The sequence below is a fragment of the Rhizobium acaciae genome (assembly GCF_025941625.1).
GTDB lineage: Bacteria > Pseudomonadota > Alphaproteobacteria > Rhizobiales > Rhizobiaceae > Rhizobium > Rhizobium acaciae.
This window is the reverse complement of record NZ_JAPCZO010000002.1, coordinates 119297-138916: the sequence shown is the minus strand read 5'-3', so window position 1 is coordinate 138916 and position 19620 is coordinate 119297. Positions and strand designations below refer to the sequence as shown.

Sequence of the window (19620 nt, the reverse complement as noted above, 5' to 3'; positions counted from 1 at the left end):
CTTGACGGTCACATTCTTTCGTGCAAGCCTAAAGACAACGAGCAGGTTTGCTCGGCGGCAGGGCTGCCGCATTCACATCATGGCTATGTAGCCTCTGGTTCACGGATTGAATTCCGTGCCAGAGGTTTTTTGCGTTTGGAGACAAGATTGACCGTCAAGACCTCAGCCGCACGGACGGTAACCGTCGCAACCGTCCAGTTCGAACCGATCGTCGGTGATCGCGCCGGTAATCTCGCGGCTATCGAGCGGCTGACGAGAGCGGCAAGGGCCCAAGGCGCGGAGATCGTCGTTCTGCCGGAACTCGCCGATAGCGGCTATAACTTCCGTGACGGCGACGAGGTTGCCACATTGGCCGGCCTGGTACCCGGCGGCCCGAGTGCCGAGACGCTCTGCCGCCTCGCCGGGGAGCTTGGCCTATACATCGTCAGCGGCGTTGCCGAACAAGATGGCGACCGGTTTTACAACAGCGCTCTTCTCTGTGGTCCCGAGGGATATATCGGCAAGTACCGCAAGCTTCATCTGTGGAACAACGAAAACCGTCTTTTCAGAAAAGGCGATCTCGGGCTGCCGGTATTCGACCTGCCATTCGGCCGTATCGGCATCGCTATCTGCTACGACGGCTGGTTTCCAGAAACATTTCGTCAGTTGGCGCTGGCCGGCGCCGAACTGGTCTGCGTCCCCACCAACTGGGTACCGATGGCCGGTGCGGAAAGCGTTCCCGAGCCGATGGCCAATATCCTCCACAAGGCGGCCGCCCACACCAATGGTCTCTACATTGCCTGCGCCGACCGGATCGGCATCGAGCGCGGCCAGTCCTTCATCGGCCGAAGCCTTATCGTCGGCCCGCAAGGCTGGCCGATATCTGGTCCGGCCAGTGCCGATCGCGAGGAAATCCTCCTTGCGCAAATCGATCTGTCGAGCGTGACGGAAACCCGCACGCTCAACAGCTTCAATCATCTGCTCGGCGACCGCCGAGCCGATGTCTACGGGTAACATCGACCCACTCAAGAAAGGGGAACAAAATGCAAATGAAAACCATAATCCTTATGCTGGCATCTGCGGCATTCGCCACCGCAGCTTTCGCCGAGGATCCGATCAAGATCGGCGTGCCGGTCGGGCTGTCTGGCGCAAACAGCGTCGTTGCGCCGTCCGTCGTCCAAGCTGCGGAGCTCGCCGTCGAAGAAATCAATGCCAAAGGCGGCGTACTCGGGCGGCCGTTGGAGCTTGAGATCGCCGACGACGCATCAGGCGCGGCCGGCGCGCAAAAGGCCTTCGATTCCCTGGTTTTCCAGAAGGAGGTGAACGTGGTCATCTCCATGGAGACGAGTGCTGCGCGCAATGCCGGCTTGCCGATCATTTCCAAGGGTGACGTGCCATACATCTACACGTCGTTCTACGAAGGCAAATCCTGCAACGCCAATCTTTTCGTCGATGCCTGGGTTCCAGAACAGCAGGTGCCGCCTGTCGTCGACAATTTCATCAGCAAACAGGGCGCAAAGAAGTTCTTCCTGATCGGCTCGGATTATGCCTTCGGACGCGGCATGCTGACCTTCGCCAAGGGCTATATCGAAAAAGCCGGCGCTCAGATCGTCGGCGAGGAATATCTGCCGATGGACGGCAGCGACTGGACGGCTATCATTTCCAAGGTCCGCTCCTCCGGCGCCGATGCCATCATCACCTCGACGGCCGGCGGCGCACCGAACGTAACCTTGACCAAGCAGTTGCGCTCGTCTGGCGTCACCCTGCCTTACGGCAATCTCGCGGTCGACGAAGGCACAGCCAAGAGCATGGGCGCGGATGCCAAGGACATCTTCCTCTCCGCTTCCTACGTCACCGGCATCGACAGCCCGGAAAACAAGGCTTTTCTCTCGGCCATGGACAAGAAGTTCGGCAAGGAACTGCGCACGCCGAACGATCTTTCCGTGCCGCAATATGAAGCAATCTACCTTTACAAGGCAGCCGTCGAAAAGGCCGGCAGCACGGATACGGCGGACGTGCTCAAAGCCCTCCCTGATGTATCCTTCACCGGTCCGCGCGGCAAAATCTCGATGAACAAGCAGCATCACGCGCCGCTGACGATGTATCTTGGCCAGGTAAAGGACGATGGCAGCGTTGCAGTCGTCGATAGCTTCAAGGACGTCGATCCCGGCGATCAGTGCCCGAATCTCTGAAACCAGCGTGGCGGGGCAGGGTGCCCCGCCTCCAGCATCGGAGTTCCAGAAATGACGCTCTTTCTCGATATTGTCAGCACTGCGGCCATTCTCTTCATCGTTGCCGCCGGGCTGCTTGCGATCTTCGGCGTGCTGAAGATCATCAATTTCGCACATGGCGCATGGCTGACCATCGGGGCCTACTGCGCTGTCGTCGTCAGCGGGTTCGGCCTCAATCCGTGGCTTGCCATTCCCTTCGCGTTTCTGGTCGGCGCGATCCTCGGCGGTGTTGCCGAACGGTTCATCGTGCGGCCTCTCTATCGCCGGCCGCTCGACGCCATTCTTGCAACCTGGGGCCTTGGCATCGTCATCGGCCAGCTGATTACGCTCTGGTTTGGCCGCGACGTGCAGTTCACCCCGGCGCTGCTGCCCGGCACCATCGATCTCTTTGGGACCGGTTACTCGGCCTACCGTCTTTTCGCCATTGTCGCGGCGATCGGTCTTGGTCTCGGCTTCACCTTGCTGCTCGATGGCACAAGGCTTGGTCTTTCCGCCCGGGCAGTCATCATGAACGAAACGCTGGCGCGCGGACTCGGTATCGATACCGAAAAGGTGCGGCTCGCGACCTTCATGATCGGCACCGGCCTTGCGGCCCTTGCCGGCGTGCTGCTCGCGCCGCTGACCAGCGTCGATCCCAATATGGGCGTCGCCTGGCTGACAGGCGCCTTCATGCTGGTGATGGTCGCAGGCTCTTCTTTTACCGCGCTTGCTGCCGCCTGCCTCATCTTCGGGGCCGCCCAGGTGCTTGTCAGCATCTATTTCAGTCCAATCCTCGGCGGCATCACCGTAGCCGTCCTCTGCGCAATCACATTGCGCATACGTCCGAAGGGATTTGCCCGTGCCTAACAGACAAAAACTCCGGCTTGTCCTTCTATTGGCGCTGGCGCTGACAGCTCTCCTGTTGATCATCTTCGGACCGATGTTTCTCGGCCGCTTCAGCCTCAACGTGCTGACGCGCTCGATGATCTACGCCATGCTGGCGATCACCGTCGACTTGCTCTGGGGCTACACGGGTGTTCTCACCTTCGGGCAGGCGGCATTCTTTGGCGTGGGCGCCTATGCCACCGCCATGGTTCTCACCCATATCGGCGCAAGCCCGGCGCTTTTCGTCGTCGCCCTTGTCGCCGCCGTGCTCGTTCCGCTCGTGCTTGGCCTCGCCGTCGGCTGGCTGTCGTTCTATCACGGCTCGACACCGCTCTATGCCACCGTGATCTCGCTCGTGGTGCCGATCGTCGTCACACAGCTCGTCTTTTCGGGCGGCACCTGGACTGGTTCCTCGAGCGGCCTGGTCGGTTACGAAACTCTCCCGCTCGGGCTTCCCGGCTATTTCCGCCTGTCGGGCGCGTGCCTGCTGGCCTTGGCTATTCTTGCAATAGTCTTTGTCCGATCGGACGCCGGCCGTCTGCTCGTTGCAATCCGCGACAATGAAGCCCGCATTGCCTATCTGGGCATGAACCCCGCCCGGCTGAAGATCGTCCTGACGGGCGTTCTGGCTGGCGTATGCGGCCTGGCTGGCTTCCTATATGCCAACGCGTCCGGTGTCGTCGCACCTGAAAACACCGGTTTCGTTTTTGGAACCGAACTCGTCGTCTGGACAGCGCTCGGCGGCCGGGGAACGATTATCGGACCCTTGTTCGGCGCAATCGGCATCGATTATCTGAGCGCCAGTCTTTCGGGCGATCTGCCCTTCCTGTGGCAACTGATCATCGGTGCGCTCTTCGTCGCCATGATCATCCTTTTGCCGGGCGGCCTCGCTTCCCTGGTGACGCGTTTCCAGCAGTCGGCGAACTCCAGCAGGACTCTGAAGTCCCTGCCGACGCGCATCCTCGCCAAGGATGGCGCGTTGGCAAGCAAGAGCCTTCTGTCGATCCGCGGTCTCGGCAAGTCCTATGGCAGCTTCTCCGTCCTCAAGGGCATCGACCTTGAAATCGGCGCCGGAGAACTCGTCAGCCTGGTCGGCCCGAACGGCGCCGGCAAGACCACGCTGATGCGTTGTCTCTCAGACGGTACCCAGCAGATCGAAGGTCAGGTGGACATCATCGGCACGAATATTGCCGGTCGTGCACCCGAACGGATCGTCGCCCTCGGCGTCGGTCGAAAATTCCAGGTTGCCAGCATCTTCGACAGCATGACGATCGGCGAATGCCTCAAGATGGCGCGTTTCAGCCGCGAGAGACCCAACCCGATGCGATCGCTTGGCGAGATCATGCTGCCGGCCGCTGCGGCCGAGATCCTGACGCTCACCGGCATGGCTGATATGCTGGACAAGCCGGTGTCGCGGCTGTCGCATGGTCAAAGGCAGGCTCTCGAACTGGCGATGGTCGTCGCTCTGGAACCACGCATCATTCTTCTCGACGAGCCGACTGCGGGTCTTACCAAGACCGAACGCACGACCATCGGAACCATCCTCAAGAAACTGACGGACGAAATGGGTTTCGCCGCCATCCTGGTCGAACACGATCTGGATTTCGTGCGCGACATATCGAGCCGCATCGTGGTTCTCCATCAGGGCAAGCTCGTTCTCGACGGCACGGTGAATGACGTGGTCAATTCCGAAACGGTTCGCACCATCTACGCAGGAGGCGCCCATGGCTGATACGTTCAAACTCAAGCTCAGCGGCGTATCGAGCGGATATGGCGCCGTCGATGTCGTCAATGGCGTATCGCTCGCCATCCGGCCGGGCGAGATCTTCGCTCTCATGGGCAAGAACGGCATGGGCAAGACGACGCTACTGAAGACGATCCTTGGCTTTCTGCGTGTCGGCAAAGGCAAGATCGAGGTGGACGGTGCTGCTATCACCGACAGGAAGCCCGCGGAGCTGATCGCTTCCGGCATCGGCTACGCTCCTCAGGAATTGCCGTTGTTTCAGGATCTCTCCATCCGCGACAATCTGCGCCTGGCGCTCAAGGGTGATCGGGATCTGGCATCCGCCCTGGAACGGGTCTACGGCTATTTCCCGTTCCTGAAGGACCGGCTGGTGCAGAAGGCCGGCACCCTGTCGGGCGGGGAGCAGAAAATGCTGATCCTCGCGCGGGCGCTGATGCTGCGGCCAAAACTGCTGCTGATCGACGAAATCTCCGAAGGCCTGCAGCCCTCCGTCGTCCAGAACATCGCCAAAGCATTAAGGGACGATCGCGAAAAGCGCGGCACGACCATCCTGCTCGTTGAACAGAACCTCGATTTTGCCCTTTCGGTGGCCGACCGCTGGGCCATTCTCAAACTCGGGGCGATCGAAGACGAAAGCCCCAATGGTCCAGATAGCCGTAGCCGTGTGCTGCAACATCTGAAGATCTAGGGAGCGGGAGCAAATGCGAGACCCATGGAACGCTTTCATGCCCTATCCGGATGCGGATGTCGGGCATGCGGCCATCGGTCCTCTTTCCGGCTTTCGCCTGGCGGTTAAGGACCTTTTCGACGTTGCCGGCTATCCGACCGCGGCCGGCAACGCCGCGCTACTCGCTGCCTCCGGCATCAAGACATCGACGGCGCCTCTGGTCCAGACGCTGCTCGATGCCGGCGCCTGCTTCGTCGGCAAAACCAATACGGATGAGCTCGCCTATTCCCTGATCGGCAGCAACATCCATTTCGGCATGCCGATCAATCCGCGCGATCCCCACCTCATTCCCGGCGGATCGTCGTCGGGCTCGGCCGTCGCGGTTGCCGCTGGTCTCGCGGATATCGGCCTTGGAACAGACACATCCGGCTCCATCCGTCTGCCCGCCGCCGTCAACGGTCTCATCGGCTGGCGGCCGACACATGGAAGCCTCGACAACAGGGCGCTGCGTCCGCTGGCGCCAAGCTTCGACGTGCCGGGCTTCATGACGAGAAGCCTGGAACCAATGGCCGCGGTGATGAGCGCCGTCGGCATGTCCGCGGCAAATGACCAACCATCATATATTCTCATTCCCGAGGATGTCTTCGCAACCATTGACGACGCGGTCGCCAACGAGATGATCGCCCGCCTTCGATCAGCGGGCATGCCTATTCGCATGACCACCAATGCTATCGCCTCGTTCAGCCTCGCCGATCTTGCTTCGGCGTTCATCACCATCCTGCAAAGGGAAGCCTGGGAAAGCAACAGAACACTCTTCGAGCGGAGCCCTGAAGCTATTGCGCCCGATATTGCGGCGCGTCTTCTGTCAGGATCTCACCTGGACGACGAGGAGGTGCGCGAGGCAACCAGGATCCGCAAACTTTTTTCCGCGGAGATCGACCGATTGCTCCGCGAAAATATGGTTGTCGTTCTTCCGACATTGGCCATGAGCCCGCCAACGCGCGATGCCGAGCCGGAAAGCTTCGCCGTATTTCGTTCTGGCTGCATCGAGCTTCTGTGTCTCTCGGGTCTTAGCGGCTGCCCACAGCTGGCTTTTCCAATTGCCAATTGCGCGCGGAACGGTTCGCTTTCCTTGTTCGGCGCAAGGAGCGCCGACAGGATGCTTATGAATGTGGCCCGGCAATTAACGGCTGAGTGAAAGAGCAAATACGGCGGCGGGCCATTCCCCACCGTCCATCCGTCCCGTGACTTGCGACCGGCCGATGAAATTGTCGGTCAGCGATAGCACCGGCACGGCTGCGCAGCGCTTGGCTATTGCGCGCCACCGGCTTTGCGTCGTCTCCGGCTGACCATCATTCCGCCGACGATGAGAACAATTCCGGTCGCGTTCGCCCAAAATGACGCTGGAACGTCGCGCGCATAATCAAGCACCACCCCTGTCACCATCTGGCCACCGATGATCAGCAGAGCCGAATTCACCGCGCCTATTCGAGCAATCGCCCAACTGCCCGCCGCCACGAAAATAACGCCGATGGAACCACCCAGATAGACATACCAAGGCGCTTCGGCAGCGCCCGCAGGAAGCAGACCTCCGACAAAGAGACCAAGGCAGGTGAGGGCAGCAAAGCCTATGGCATGGTTCCAGAAGGATGCGATCAGCGGCGTCGTCGATATGCTCAACCGCCCATTGATCTGACGACTGAGGCCGACGAGCACACCACCCAGGCACGCGAGGAGAATGAACACCGTCATGCCGCACCTCGCCCAAACAGGATGATGAGTGCAGCCCCAGTGACGACCAAGCCGAGTGCTACGATGTCCCGCATATCCGGACGCCGCTTTGGCAGACCGAACAGTCCCCAACTGTCGGCCGCGACGCTGAAGGCGACCTGGCCTGCCAAACCCAAAGCCAAGGTGCCGGAGAGCCCGAGCGGTGAGTTGACCGCAGTCGAGGTCAGAATGACCGTTGCCGCGCCGGATATCCCCCCGAGATAAGCCCACCAAGGTGCGTTGGGGGTTTTTTCTACCAACGGCGTGCGCCGGCGGTGGACCACCAGGAGAAGAATAACGGCTGCGATGATGCCTGTGCCGTGCGCAGTCCAGGATGAGAACAGGGGATTGCCATAACGGGCCAACTCGCCGTTGAGGTGCACCATGAAAGTCAGGAACCCGCCCGTGGCAAAGGCTCCGATGAAGTAGATGGGATGCGAATTACGTGCTTCGGTAGTCATTGCAGATCCTGTCAAAGAATCGATTGCGCCCGATATTTTTCAAATTGTCACTACAGCGCCGCTGCGTCTTTTCGAGAGCCGCAAAGGACGCAGCAGCACTTTGAATTATGCAGTTCGAAGACGGATTTCTCGCGTGGACGAATGCATCGACCATGGTTCCTGATTAGGACGGTACGTCTCAGCGGATTTCCTGCCTGGCGTCAATCGTGGTCCGACAAACATCCTTTCCATTGACGGGCCCTCCCGGCAGATGGCTAATGACCTGGCGTCGTCACTGCCTTGCAAGCATGGAGGATGCGATGCTGATCAAGGGCGAACGAACATTCGTGGTGCGGGATGCGGGAGGCTTCGTCGCACATGTCAACATGCCGGGCTGGTTGAAGCCGAAGCCGACCGATCACGGCCAAGGCCCTCTCGCCATGGTCGTTGAATCCATCCTCGATCCCGGCCGCCTGATCGCGATGCATGAGCACCGGAACGACGAGATCATTTCCTGGGTGCCCGAAGGCATCATGCGTCACGACGACAAGGCCGCTGGCCGGTTGGTGATCGACCGTGATCATCTGATGGTGATGAATGCCGGAGCAAGCTTTTGGCATTCCGAAGAGACGCTGGCATCCGATCCGCCTCTGCGAATGCTGCAGATCCTCGTTCGCCCTTATGCGGTCGATCTCGAGCCGAAGATCCAGCACGGGCCGATGCCAGCTGCCGCGGCAAACGTCTGGCGATACCTGGTCGGGCCGGAAGGAGAGGGCGCGCCCTTTTACGTCCGCAGCGCAATCGACTTCTTCGACATCCGGCTAGACGCGGGCCTACGGGTGGAATTCCCGCAGAAACAAGGCCGAGATCTCTATTTCTACATCTTTAGCGGTTCCGTTGTCGTCGATAAGCAGACGTTCGCCGAAGGCGAGCAGGGGCTGCATTTATCTGATGACAAGCTCGAAGTAGAGGCGCAGAGTGCAAGCACGTTGGTCGCGTTTCTGCTCGACCCGAACGCATCTATCACCAGGCAGGGGACTGTCGGCGACCACAAGAAGATCCCGCCGGCAATCATTATTCGCGCGTTCCTGCGATGGAGGAAATTTCGCCATATATGGCGTCGTCATTTCTCGCATCGCCGCTCGAAGACCGAAAAGGCGATATGAATGGAACAAGGATGCCCCTAACGGGTTTCGAACCTTAGCGTTCAATAGGAGGAGCATTTCATGCCTACGGTTGCCGCCACACCCATCACCCCACCAGACCAGCACGTTGTAACAGCGCGCGAAGCCATTGAGCCGCTTTATGAGAAGCTTGAGCTGCAAACGGAATCGCTGGTCCTGTCTGCGGCGCTGGAAGCGGGATGGTCTTCGGATGAGGCAACCGAGGCGCTGGCGGCGCTTAGACTGCAGGATGCACTTTCCACCCTTGGACGAACGGCCTGACCAATAAGACTCCGAAAACAATCGACGTCTCCTGTCGGAATGCCGGCTATCAGTTACCGAACGGTCTCGCGCGGCGTGCTGACCCGCACGGCGGCTGCATGATTAGCGGCGTGGAGCGCGCCCTCGCATTTTCAGTTTGACCAGGCACCCATCTTACAGGAAGCTCGATCAATCGCTGCGCCATGCGCGAACCAAGTATCCATCGGCGCCCTCGATAGGGTCGCTGCTCGGGATGGAGAGTTCGGCAATGGTCAAAAGTTGCTCCTCAGACGGAGCTGATGTCAGTATGTCTGCATGCTGTCCGGGCGGATAACCTCCCACCACGGAAAAATCCGCACTTGCCCCAAGGTTCCGATGGCCGGTCCCGGCTGGCAGGATCAGGCAATCGCCCGCTGCGACATCGATTTCTTTGCCCTCTGGCCCGCCGAGCAAAAGCTTGGCCGTGCCCCCGGCAATACCAAGCACTTCATGGGCACCAGAATGATAGTGGTCGTAGGTGAAGATGCCATTCCGCCAGATCCCGGTCCATCCGTTGCTCGCGAACAGGTCTTCGAAACTCTTGCTGCCTGCTGCGGCTGAAAGCGCACCTCGATAGAGTAGAACTGCCAGTTTCGAGTTGTTTGGCACCCAGCTGCTTCGCTGTAGCTGCAGCTCGTGTACGACCATCGGGTCGGCGGCATCATCTGTCATAAAATGTCTCCCAAGCACCTATCCGATCTTCGGGGAGGCGCTGGTCTCGCAGGAAATCCCAACTCGACTATGGCTCATCAAATGAGGACGCTCTGACCGTCAAAGTCTTCCCGGCGGGGTCTTGCTGGAATATCAGCCCACCTTTGGCTTTCGAGTGTCCTGGGACATAGTCCAAGACGGTCTCGACGTTTTCAAGCACCGCACCCTGTTCTCGTATCTCGCCCTGGACGGTTACTTGCGACGCGGTCGCGCTTGAATCGTTTCTGATTTCGAAGAGAACTTGAAAGCCATCGCCGCGCTTTTCGGTTTGCAGCACGGCCCCGACCAGGTTCGGCGAAGAATCACGGTCCGCCAATGCATCCTTGCCAATCCAAGCAATCACGCCAAGGACAATTACGGCCGAGACGACGCCCGTGGCCCATTCAATCCAATGCGGTTCGCCTGCTTCCACATTTTTGTCGTTGAAGATTTTTGTCATGGTGCCTCACAGGATCAGGCGGGCTGCTGCCGCGCCAATGGCACCGGGAAAGCTCAGAACGACAACGGCCATAAGGATTTGGGTAGACCCGATGTCATCGGTTCTATGGAACGTCCAGAGGCAATAGGCACTGATCAGACCGGCAATGACGTAGCCCGGCAGGGTGAAGCGAACGAAAGCGTGCCAGCTTGGCATACCCTCGGCGAGATCGTGGCTCCCCTTGAAAGAAAGGGCGTAAACGAACCCATGCATGACTGCCAGCGAGGCGGCGATCATGAGCAGGCCATGCCACGGCGTCATCTTGTACGAGAGCAAGATCATTTCCTCGGTGGGCGCGACGTTGAGGTTGAGGAACAGGGCGCCGACCGCCATCAGGAATAGTTCACCGGCGTAGCTCGTTTCCCGTTCGTGGATTGGGTCATCATTATCGCCTTCCTTGGCATCGTCACCATCGTCCGATTGTCCGCCGAGCTGGCTCCGACCTAGCATCGCGCCAATGCTGGCAGGTATGGCCTGGATCGCGATCATTCCGACAATCTCGTGCGGAGATTGGTCGTATTTCAGAACCCCCATGGCGAAGAGGATCAGTGCGCTGCCCAGAACCCCAAGGCCGTAGGCAATGCTTGCGTCACGGATCGCTTGTCGCCAGGTCGACGTCCGCTCAAATCCGATCCGGTCCGAGAGAATAACGAGAAGGGGAATATTGACGATCAGCAAGAGAAACAGGCGGCTGCGGTCCATGTAGAAGCCGAGCTCCCACATTTCCATGGTCATGAACATCGGCAGCGCGAAAAGCAATGCTCCAGCAATACCGCGTGCAATCCCTGCAAAAAATTTGCGGCTGTCGAAATCCTCGCGCGTGGTCGCGACACTCAAGTTAGATCTCCCCCTAAATGAAAAATTCCCACCACACGTAAACCGAGGCAGCGGCATTCAAAGCGCACGCGCTCGCTGCAGAAGCGCGGGTTGGACGGATGAGCACCAGCGCCGCCGAAGTCAAAGCCGTCATGGACATCAAGGTTGACATGACTTTTCTCGAATGCTTCTCAGTTGTGAGATAGTGGCAGTTCCGACCGTACCTGCGAGAGTTTTGGTGTCGACACGGTTCGATATCGTGCCTCGACCAAATTATAGATCCCGAACGCAGCCAAGCCGATAGCCACGACGAGGTAGAGAACAGCTCCGAAAGGAAGCTGTCTCACGAAGGTCAAGGCATCACTTATGCTTCCCGCCTGGCCCGGATCGACGGTGAAGGCCGCATAGCAAAAGAAGATGCCGACGATCACGAAAACCACCCCACGGGAAACCAGCCCATAGACGCAAACCAATAACAGAGGTCGGCTTTGACCGAGCGTCAGATATCGCTCAAATCGCCGTGTGATACCTTTCAGCGCGGTAACAGCACCACCAACGACAAACCCGAGACCAATCGCACCAGCTAGGAATCGACCAAACGGTTGCGACATGGCCCAGGCCGCTAAGCCCTTTTCTCCGCCGTCGCCACCGGCTCCAAAACCAAGGGCGTCCTGAAAGGCGTATATCGCCAACCCCATGTACGTCACGGCGCTCCCGAGGAGGGCGGCTCGGATCAGGTAGCTTTTCACACTGTGATCATGGTTGTCTGCGTTTGCGATGGACTGGGCAAGCCGCCATGCTACAAAGCCGAGTAGCCCGAGCCCTATCAAGCCCAGCCACACCCGGCCCAATGGCTGTTCCAAGACCGCGTCGAGCGCTGATTTGGTATCGGCCTTTCCGCCGCCGAAGCTCGAAAATACTGCCAGCGCAGCAACGAGCAAAAACACAATACCTCGGGCGCTGTATCCGGCCCGCGCAAGCCATTCAAATTTCGACCTGGTCATCTCTGGTTCCCCCGCCGCGGATTTAACGAGCGCCCAGCAAAACAGTTCCGACTTCTCCGCGATGAATGTCTTCAACGAGGCAAGCGCCTCGAACTTTTGTCGCAATTTTGACTGTCGGACGCCAACAGGGGTTCCTAATGAAACGAGATGGCGAGCAGTGCTATTTCAGTTCCATAAGATAGATTACGCCACTTTTGCAATTATAGGTTGACGAAAAATGGAAAAATCTCCTATTGATTGAAGGAAGGCACTCGGCTGAAATTTCCCCTGAGATGGGCCTTTCAAATACCGATTGATGATCGCAGTTCATAGAGCACGTGATGGCGCAACGGATGCCCCTCGGCCAGATTGGGATGATCGAATTCACCGATCCGGTTCATCCCCAGTCGCCTCATCAAACCCCAGGAATTGCTGTTTGCTGGCACCGTGAAGCTGACGATGCGGTCAAGCTTCAGCTCGTTGAACGCGAAGTCGAGAGACCGTTCCGCGGCCTCGCGCGCATATCCGGCGCCGTGCCGCGAGGCTGAAAGCCGCCAACCGATTTCGACTGCCGGCGCAAACGGCAAAGCTGGCGAAACGTTGTTGAGGCCGCACATGCCGATCAACGCGCCGCTTGCCTTCTCCTCCAGCGCCCAAAACCCCCAGCCATGATCCTCGAAGTGAACGTCGATGCGGTCGAGCATCGCATTCGACTGTTCGTCGGTCAGAGGATTGAGATATCTGACGACCTCGGGCTCGGCATTGATCGCAGCGAAGGGCTTGCGATCCTGCGGTCGCCAGGGTCTCAAAATCAGACGTTCGCTTTCGAGCCTCATCGTCCCTCTGCGATAGATCCTACCAGAGCGTCATATGACGGTTGACATCCTTGTAGAGCAGGTAGCGGAACCGGCCGGGGCCGCCAGCGTAACATGCCTGCGGGCAGAAGGAGCGCAACCACATGAAGTCGCCGGCTTCGACCTCGACCCAATCCTGGTTCAGCCGATAGACGGCCTTGCCCTCCAGCACGTAGAGACCATGCTCCATGACATGGGTTTCCATGAACGGGATCACGGCACCCGGCTCCAAAGTCACGATATTCACGTGCATGTCGTAGCGGACATCGGCCGGATCGATGAACCGGGTCGTGCCCCAGCGTCCATCGGTATCGGGCATTGCCGAGATGGGGTGCTGGTCCTCATGCGTGAAGATCGCCGGCGGCGGCTCCAGCCCCTCGACCTCCTGAAAGGCCTTTCGAATCCAGTGGAATTTTGCCGCAGTCGAACCGCCGTTTTTCAGGCGCCAGACCGAACCCGCCGGAATATAGGCGAACGAACCGGCGCGCAGCGCATGGCTGTTGCCGTCGAACTCCACGGTCATCTCGCCTTCGACGACGAACAGGACCGCTTCGGCCCGCTTGTCGGGCTCCGGCCGATCGCTTCCGCCGCCCGGCTGAACCTCCATCACATATTGCGAGAAGGTCTCGGAGAAACCGGAGAGCGGCCGGGAGAGGACCCATGCCCGTGTCCCCGTCCAATGCGGAAGGACGCTGGTGACGATGTCGGTCATGACGCTGCGCGGGATGACCGCGTAGGCCGTGGTGAAAACGGCCTTGCTGGAAAGCAGCTCGGTCTGCGGCGGCAGTCCGCCGAGTTTCGAATAATAGTCGTTGTTGTTCATCGGTCCAGATTTCGCGGCATGTGGCACTGCATCTGATTTATGCGCCGCTCACCTTCCAGGCAACTCTTAATTCGTCGCGTGAAAATCGATGCGGAGCCGCACCGCCGCGTTCCCTTCAGAACTCGACTTCCAACTCGACGATCTCGTCCGGCTCGGCCATCGCGCCTTCGGTCCACTCGCCCATCAGCGGCCAGGACAGCACCGTTTCCACATAGGCTTCGAGCTGCGGTTCGAGTTCCACCGCATAGGTGCGGAAACGGGTGCAGACTGGCGCATACATCGCATCGGCCACGGTCGGCGCGGTGCCGAACAGCCAGGGGCCGCCGCTTGCCTCGAGGCATTCGGTCCAGATCGCCTTGACGCGCTCGACATCGGGCCGCGCGCCCGAAAATATCTTGAAGCTCGCATGCCGCGCCTTGAGGTTCATCGGCAAGGCCGAACGCAGGTTATGGAAACCCGAATGCATCTCGCCCGAGACCGACCGGCAGCGGGCGCGCGCCGCGCGCTCAGTGGGCCAGAGCCCCGCAGTGGGCGTCACTTCGTGGAGATATTCGGCGATCGCCAGCGTGTCCCAGACCGTCACATCGTCATGCGTCAGCCTCGGCACCAGAACCGATGGTGAAAGCAGAAGCAGCTCCTGGCGCGCCTCGTCATCCATCTCCACAAGCACTTCGGCGAAGTCCAGTCCCGCCATCCGGCACAGCAGCCAGCCGCGCAGAGACCAAGAGGAGTAGTTCTTCGAGGAAATCGTCAGTGCAGCTTGCGACATCGGGCTCGTATCCTTGTCGGACAATGTTGCTTCTTCCTCGATAATCTTCTCGCATGGCAGGACATATTCCACTAGCATTTTTTGCACCGCCGCATCGATGCGGCAGTGCGGGAGATTTCGGCCATGCTCTACCAGGCCTATCAGTTCCAGGATGATCTCATCGCGCCGCTCCGCGATCTGGCGCGGCGCTTGCAAATCTTCTCCGCGACAGCGCTCTGGGGATCCGGCAGCGAAATGGGACGGCACTTCGCCGCCGCGCTGGAGATGATCTCACGCTTCGAGATCACCCACCAACGTCCGGATTTCGCTATTACCTCGGTCATGATCGGCAATCGCGTGGTGCCCGTCACCGTCGAGACCGTACTCGACATGCCCTTCGGCACACTGCTGCGCTTTGCAACGGACACCGATGCAAAGCGGCCGCGGGTGCTGGTCGTCGCCCCGCTGTCCGGCCATTTCGCGACGCTCCTGCGCGGCACGGTGCAGACCCTGCTGCGCGATCACGACGTCTACATCACCGACTGGGCGAACGCCCGCGACGTGCCGCTGTCGGCCGGACGCTTCGGCATGGACGACTATGTCGACTATATCATGCATTTCCTGGAGGAGATCGGCCCCGGCGCTCATATCCTCGCCGTCTGCCAGCCCTGCGTACAGGCGCTGGCCGCCGTTGCCGTGATGTCGGAAGAGCGGCATCCCGCCACCCCGCGGACCATGACGCTGATGGCCGGACCGATCGATCCGCGCGAGAGCCCGACGAAGGTCAACGAACTTGCCGTATCGAAGTCGCTCGCCTGGTTCGAGAACTCGCTGATCACGGGCGTTCCTTGGCGTTATCGGGGCGCCGGGCGGCGGGTCTATCCCGGCTTCCTCCAGCTCGTCGCCTTCATGTCGATGAACATGCAGCGCCACCAGGACGCCCATCGCAAGCTTTACGACCATCTGGCGAAGGGCGAGACGGCCGAGGCCGGCAAGATCAAGAAGTTCTACGACGAATATTTCGCCGTGCTCGACCTCACCGAGGAATTCTACATCGAGACCATCGAGCGCGTCTTCCAGAAGGCGGAACTCGCGACCGGCGACCTCACTCACCATGGCCGCAAGGTCGACCCGGGCCAGATCCGCAACACGGCGCTTTTGACCGTCGAGGGCGGCCGCGACGACATCTGCGCGCTCGGCCAGACGTCGGCCGCGCACGATCTCTGTCGTGGACTGCGCCCGCATCTGAAGCGCCATCATCTTCAGGCCAATGTCGGACATTACGGCGTCTTCAGCGGCCGCCGCTGGGAGGGGGAAATCTACCCCGTCGTGCGCAACATGATCCTGGCAATGGAATAGCGCCCGTCAGAAACGCGATGGCAAGTCTACCGATCGGCCATGACCAGGTGGCCCGGCCCGACTTCGCGATAAGACGTGCTTGCAGGCTGATAGTCGACCGGGCGCATCGGGCTCTTGATCTCGTCATTCGCCACCATCCGCTTTTCATGGCGGCGGTCGGGATCCGGCACGGGCACTGCCGCGATGAGTTTCTTCGTATAGGGATGCTGCGGATTTTCGAAGACCGAGGCCCGCGGGCCGATCTCGACGATCTCGCCGAGATACATCACCGCCACACGGTGGCTGACACGCTCGACCACCGCCATGTCGTGCGAGATGAACAGGAAGGCAAGGTTGAGGCTCTGTTGCAGGTCGAGCATCAGGTTGATGACTTGCGCCTTGATCGAGACGTCGAGCGCCGAGACGCTTTCGTCGGCGACGATGACCTTCGGCTGCAAGGCAAGGGCGCGAGCGATGCAGATGCGCTGGCGCTGGCCGCCGGAAAACTCATGCGGATAACGCGCGGCCATATCCGCCGACAGACCGACCTTCACCAGCAGGTCGGCAACGACGTCCTTTGCCTGCTTCGCATTGCCCATCTTGTGTTCGAGATAGGGTTCGGCGATCGCAGCACCAACAGTCATGCGCGGATTGAGGCTGGCAAAAGGATCCTGGAAGATCATCTGCACGGATTTGCGCATCTCGCGCAGATCCTTCCGGTCGAGGCCGAGCACCTCCCTGCCCTCGACGAGAACGGAACCGGCCTGCGGCTCGATGAGGCGCATGATGGCGCGGCCGGTCGTCGATTTGCCGCAGCCGGATTCGCCGACGAGCGACAGCGTCTCGCCGGCATGAAGATCGAAGGAGACGTTTTCGACGGCATGCACACGGCTGGTCAGCCGGCCGAGCAGGCCGGAATGAATGTCGAAACGCTTGGTGAGGTTCTTCACCTGCAGGACCGGCGTCGCTGCCACCGTATCGGCGACCTCGGCGGGAATGTCCGATTCACCCGTTGCGGTATTGACCACGGGAAAGCGCAGCGGCCTTTGCCGGCCCTGCATCGAGCCGAGCACCGGCACGGCTGAAAGCAGCGCTCTCGTATAGGGATGTTTGCCGCGGTGGAAGATATCGGCGGTAGCGCCGCTTTCCACCTGTTCGCCGCGATACATCACCACCGTCCGGTCGGCGATCTCGGCAACGACGCCCATGTCATGGGTGATGAATAGAACGGAGGTCCCCTCCTCGTCCTGCAGCATCTTGATGAGATCGAGGATCTGACCCTGGATTGTCACGTCGAGCGCCGTCGTCGGCTCGTCGGCGATCAACAGTTTCGGCCGGCTGGCGAGCGCCATGGCGATCATCACTCGCTGGCGCATGCCGCCGGAAAAACGGTGCGGATATTCGCCGAAGCGCGAGGCGGCCGAGGGAATGCGGACCTTTTCCAGCAGCCTTATCGTCTCGGCTTTGGCATCGACCCTGCTCATATCGGAATGGCAGAGCAGCGCCTCGGAAATCTGGTCGCCGATGGTGAAGAGCGGATTGAGCGATGTCATCGGCTCCTGAAAGATCATCGCCACCTCGTTGCCGCGCACCTGCCGCATGGCATTTTCCGGCAAGGCCAGAAGGTCGCGTCCGCCGAGCATGACGCGGCCCTCGACACGACTCGTGTCCGCCTGCAGCAGCCGCATGATCGAGAGCGAAGTGACGCTCTTGCCCGAGCCGGATTCGCCGACGATCGCCACCGTTTCCGCCGGAGCGACGGTGAAAGAGACGTCGCGCACGACCGGTTTCCAGACGCCGTCCACCAGGAAGGAGGTCGTCAGCCTTTCGACGGAAAGAACGTCGCTGGTCGTCTGAATCGGTTGGGTTTGGGCGCTGGCCATGGCGGTTCCTCTTGCGACGGGTAAGCGGCGGATCAATCCGGCCAGCGCAGCGCACCGTCGAAGCGGTGCCTGCTGCGGTTCTCGATCGGCGTTGCGATAATCTCGTTGGAGGCGCGCGCCTTGTCGAGTTCCTGCGCCAGGCGCTCCGCGACGATCGTCTCCTCGCCCGGGTGCAGATTGCAAGGGTCGAGGTAGAAATAGCGGTGCTCCACCTCATGGTCGCGCACGATGATCGGCGGGCTGCCCTTGGCAAGCGCATCGGCCAGATCCCATGCGGTGATATGCGCCTGCTCAGGATCGACGATCAGGCGCAGCCGATCGAGCGGATTGTTGGTCGGATCGGGCTCGATCAGCGCGGTGAGGCCAGGGCGGCCGTCGAGCGTGCGTTTCCACAGGTTGAGATAGCCGGTCTCGCGCTCCCGGATGCCGGCATGGTCACGGTTTTCCCAGGCTTCAAGCGCTGCCATGACGCCGAAGATGCTCTCCTTGCCAACCTTCATGCCGCGGCCGATGCCCATGTTCTGCAGGAAGGCATGCCGCACCAGCTCCTTCCTGCCGGCAGCGATGCCCGAGGTCGGTCCGCCGAGGAATTTGTGGCCGGAGTAAAGCGCGATATCGGCCCCCTGCTCCAGGAAGATGCGCAGGTCATATTCCGAGGCCGCATCGACGATGACGGGCACGCCCTTGGCATGGGCGATCTCGACGAATTCCTTGAGGTTCAGCAGGCCGTAATCGACGACATGATGGGAGACGACATAGACGGCGGCGGCCGTTTTTTCGGTGATGGCGTTTTCCATGTGGAAGCGATGCGTCGAGGTCGCCTGCCCGACAAGCACGACCTTGCCGCCGGCAAGCCGGATCGCCTGGTCGACGGGTGCGCCATAGCTCACCACATGGCCCATCTGCACCAGCACTTCGTTCTTCTCCGGCACCACATCCGGCAGCTTCTCGATCGCCAGCAGATTGTTGCCGGTGATCGCGCCGGCGACGGCGAGCGAAATGCCGGCCGAGCAGGAAGCCGTGACGAAGCCCGCCTCGCCGCCGGTCAGCCGGGCGATGACGGCGCTTGCCTTGCGCTGCAGGTCGTTGATCTCGACGAAGTGCGGCAGGATCGATGCCATCGCGCTGATCGCTTCGGGAACGACGATCGAGGCGCCGAGGCTGGTCATCGTGCCCGATACATTGATGACAGGGCGAAGGCCAAGCGACGGGCGGATATCAGTGGACATGGAGATCTCCAGGAGTCTGGGTCGAAAAACGAAACATGGGGCGGTCGATCAACTGTGTCGAGCTTCCGTCAGCCGTGCAAGGCGACGATCGCCTCGATCTCGACGGTGATGTTGCCGGGCAGCGAGCCGAAGCCGACGGCCGACCGGGCATGTTCGCCCGCCAGCCCGAAGACTGCGATCAACAGATCCGAGCAGCCGTTGATGACGTTCGGATGATCCTCGAACTCAGGCACGGCATTGACCATGCCGAGCAGCTTGACCACCCGCTTGACGCGGGAGAGATCGCCGAGCGCATCCTGCATGACGGCAAGCAGGTTGATGCCGGTCAGCCGCGCGTGGCCGTAGGCCTCCTCGACACTGACCCCACCGCCGACCTTGCCGGCATGCATGAAGCCGTCGGCCTCGCGCGGGCCCTGGCCGGAGAGGTAGAGCATATTGCCTTCGATCACGTGCGTGACGAAATTGGCGATCGGCGGCGGCGGCGGCGGCAGCGCAATACCGAGGGCGGCAAGCCGTTCGTAAGGCGAGTTCTCGACCTTGCCGGCGGCGGTGGGAAACTGATTCACGCAAACTCCTGTCATGCAATTTTCGATTGGGCG

General features: G+C 60.4%; 21 protein-coding genes. 9 read left to right on the top strand and 12 right to left on the bottom strand.

Annotated elements, in window-relative coordinates:
- Positions 1 to 147 precede the first annotated feature (147 nt).
- From OLZ32_RS04440 to OLZ32_RS04415, 6 genes are read left to right on the top strand one after another with little or no spacing between them, the layout of a single operon-like run.
- Positions 148 to 993, top strand: a complete 846-nt coding sequence (locus OLZ32_RS04440) for a nitrilase family protein (RefSeq protein WP_264419707.1) — start codon at positions 148 to 150, stop codon at positions 991 to 993.
- Between the two features lie 29 nt (positions 994 to 1022).
- Positions 1023 to 2171 carry a substrate-binding protein gene (locus OLZ32_RS04435; RefSeq protein WP_264419705.1) on the top strand — a complete coding sequence of 383 codons (1149 nt, stop codon included), beginning with the start codon at positions 1023 to 1025 and terminating at the stop codon, positions 2169 to 2171.
- 51 nt (positions 2172 to 2222) lie between these two features.
- Positions 2223 to 3056 (top strand): branched-chain amino acid ABC transporter permease, encoded by an 834-nt coding sequence (locus OLZ32_RS04430; protein ID WP_264419703.1) that lies wholly within the window; start codon positions 2223 to 2225, stop codon positions 3054 to 3056.
- Positions 3049 to 4806 (top strand): branched-chain amino acid ABC transporter ATP-binding protein/permease, encoded by a 1758-nt coding sequence (locus tag OLZ32_RS04425; RefSeq protein ID WP_264419701.1) that lies wholly within the window; start codon positions 3049 to 3051, stop codon positions 4804 to 4806. Before OLZ32_RS04430 ends, OLZ32_RS04425 begins: the two co-directional genes overlap by 8 nt.
- Positions 4799 to 5506, top strand: coding sequence for an ABC transporter ATP-binding protein (locus OLZ32_RS04420; protein WP_222285195.1), 708 nt, complete (start codon positions 4799 to 4801; stop codon positions 5504 to 5506). The genes OLZ32_RS04425 and OLZ32_RS04420 overlap by 8 nt, the downstream gene beginning before the upstream one ends.
- 13 nt (positions 5507 to 5519) lie before the next feature.
- Positions 5520 to 6683 (top strand): amidase family protein, encoded by a 1164-nt coding sequence (locus OLZ32_RS04415; protein WP_264419696.1) that lies wholly within the window; start codon positions 5520 to 5522, stop codon positions 6681 to 6683.
- Positions 6684 to 6796: 113 nt separating this feature from the next.
- On the opposite strand, the gene OLZ32_RS04410 is transcribed toward OLZ32_RS04415, so the two are convergent.
- The gene (locus tag OLZ32_RS04410) at positions 6797 to 7237 is read right to left on the bottom strand and encodes a DMT family transporter (protein ID WP_264419694.1); all 441 of its coding nucleotides are present in this window, start codon (positions 7235 to 7237) and stop codon (positions 6797 to 6799) included.
- Entirely contained in the window at positions 7234 to 7716 is a 483-nt protein-coding gene (locus OLZ32_RS04405; RefSeq protein ID WP_264419692.1) for a DMT family transporter, read from the bottom strand. The genes OLZ32_RS04410 and OLZ32_RS04405 overlap by 4 nt, the downstream gene beginning before the upstream one ends.
- Positions 7717 to 8015: 299 nt before the next feature.
- On the opposite strand from OLZ32_RS04405, the gene OLZ32_RS04400 reads away from it, so the two are divergent.
- Positions 8016 to 8861: a pirin family protein gene (locus tag OLZ32_RS04400; RefSeq protein ID WP_264420098.1), complete on the top strand. Its 846-nt coding sequence runs from the start codon at positions 8016 to 8018 to the stop codon at positions 8859 to 8861.
- A 60-nt stretch (positions 8862 to 8921) separates the two neighbouring features.
- Complete coding sequence (locus tag OLZ32_RS04395; RefSeq protein ID WP_003547964.1) at positions 8922 to 9140, top strand: hypothetical protein; 219 nt, start codon at positions 8922 to 8924, stop codon at positions 9138 to 9140.
- Between the two features lie 168 nt (positions 9141 to 9308).
- Here OLZ32_RS04395 and OLZ32_RS04390 read toward each other — a convergent pair whose 3' ends face one another.
- From OLZ32_RS04390 to OLZ32_RS04360, 7 genes are all read right to left on the bottom strand, one after another.
- Positions 9309 to 9830, bottom strand: a complete 522-nt coding sequence (locus OLZ32_RS04390) for a cupin (RefSeq protein WP_264419690.1) — start codon at positions 9828 to 9830, stop codon at positions 9309 to 9311.
- A gap of 67 nt (positions 9831 to 9897) precedes the next feature.
- Entirely contained in the window at positions 9898 to 10308 is a 411-nt protein-coding gene (locus OLZ32_RS04385) for a TIGR02588 family protein (protein ID WP_003547960.1), read from the bottom strand.
- A 6-nt stretch (positions 10309 to 10314) separates the two neighbouring features.
- On the bottom strand, positions 10315 to 11241 hold the full coding sequence (locus OLZ32_RS04380) for a TIGR02587 family membrane protein (protein ID WP_264419688.1): 927 nt from the start codon (positions 11239 to 11241) through the stop codon (positions 10315 to 10317).
- Positions 11242 to 11354: 113 nt separating this feature from the next.
- Positions 11355 to 12242 (bottom strand): DUF1206 domain-containing protein, encoded by an 888-nt coding sequence (locus OLZ32_RS04375; RefSeq protein WP_264419686.1) that lies wholly within the window; start codon positions 12240 to 12242, stop codon positions 11355 to 11357.
- A 206-nt stretch (positions 12243 to 12448) separates the two neighbouring features.
- Positions 12449 to 12982 (bottom strand): GNAT family N-acetyltransferase, encoded by a 534-nt coding sequence (locus OLZ32_RS04370; RefSeq protein ID WP_264399341.1) that lies wholly within the window; start codon positions 12980 to 12982, stop codon positions 12449 to 12451.
- 19 nt (positions 12983 to 13001) lie between these two features.
- Positions 13002 to 13823 (bottom strand): bifunctional allantoicase/(S)-ureidoglycine aminohydrolase, encoded by an 822-nt coding sequence (locus OLZ32_RS04365; protein WP_164038973.1) that lies wholly within the window; start codon positions 13821 to 13823, stop codon positions 13002 to 13004.
- Positions 13824 to 13938: 115 nt separating this feature from the next.
- Entirely contained in the window at positions 13939 to 14592 is a 654-nt protein-coding gene (locus tag OLZ32_RS04360; RefSeq protein WP_029874878.1) for a glutathione S-transferase, read from the bottom strand.
- 123 nt (positions 14593 to 14715) lie between these two features.
- Here OLZ32_RS04360 and OLZ32_RS04355 point away from each other — a divergent pair, with 123 nt between their 5' ends.
- Entirely contained in the window at positions 14716 to 15930 is a 1215-nt protein-coding gene (locus tag OLZ32_RS04355) for a polyhydroxyalkanoate depolymerase (RefSeq protein ID WP_003547947.1), read from the top strand.
- A gap of 26 nt (positions 15931 to 15956) precedes the next feature.
- Here the strand turns inward: OLZ32_RS04355 and OLZ32_RS04350 are convergent, their stop codons facing one another.
- From OLZ32_RS04350 to OLZ32_RS04340, 3 genes are all read right to left on the bottom strand, one after another.
- Positions 15957 to 17792: an ABC transporter ATP-binding protein gene (locus tag OLZ32_RS04350; RefSeq protein WP_264419682.1), complete on the bottom strand. Its 1836-nt coding sequence runs from the start codon at positions 17790 to 17792 to the stop codon at positions 15957 to 15959.
- A 32-nt stretch (positions 17793 to 17824) separates the two neighbouring features.
- Positions 17825 to 19021 carry an aminotransferase class V-fold PLP-dependent enzyme gene (locus OLZ32_RS04345; protein ID WP_130790607.1) on the bottom strand — a complete coding sequence of 399 codons (1197 nt, stop codon included), beginning with the start codon at positions 19019 to 19021 and terminating at the stop codon, positions 17825 to 17827.
- 68 nt (positions 19022 to 19089) lie between these two features.
- Entirely contained in the window at positions 19090 to 19602 is a 513-nt protein-coding gene (locus OLZ32_RS04340) for a RidA family protein (protein WP_130790606.1), read from the bottom strand.
- Between the last annotated feature and the right edge of the window lie 18 nt (positions 19603 to 19620).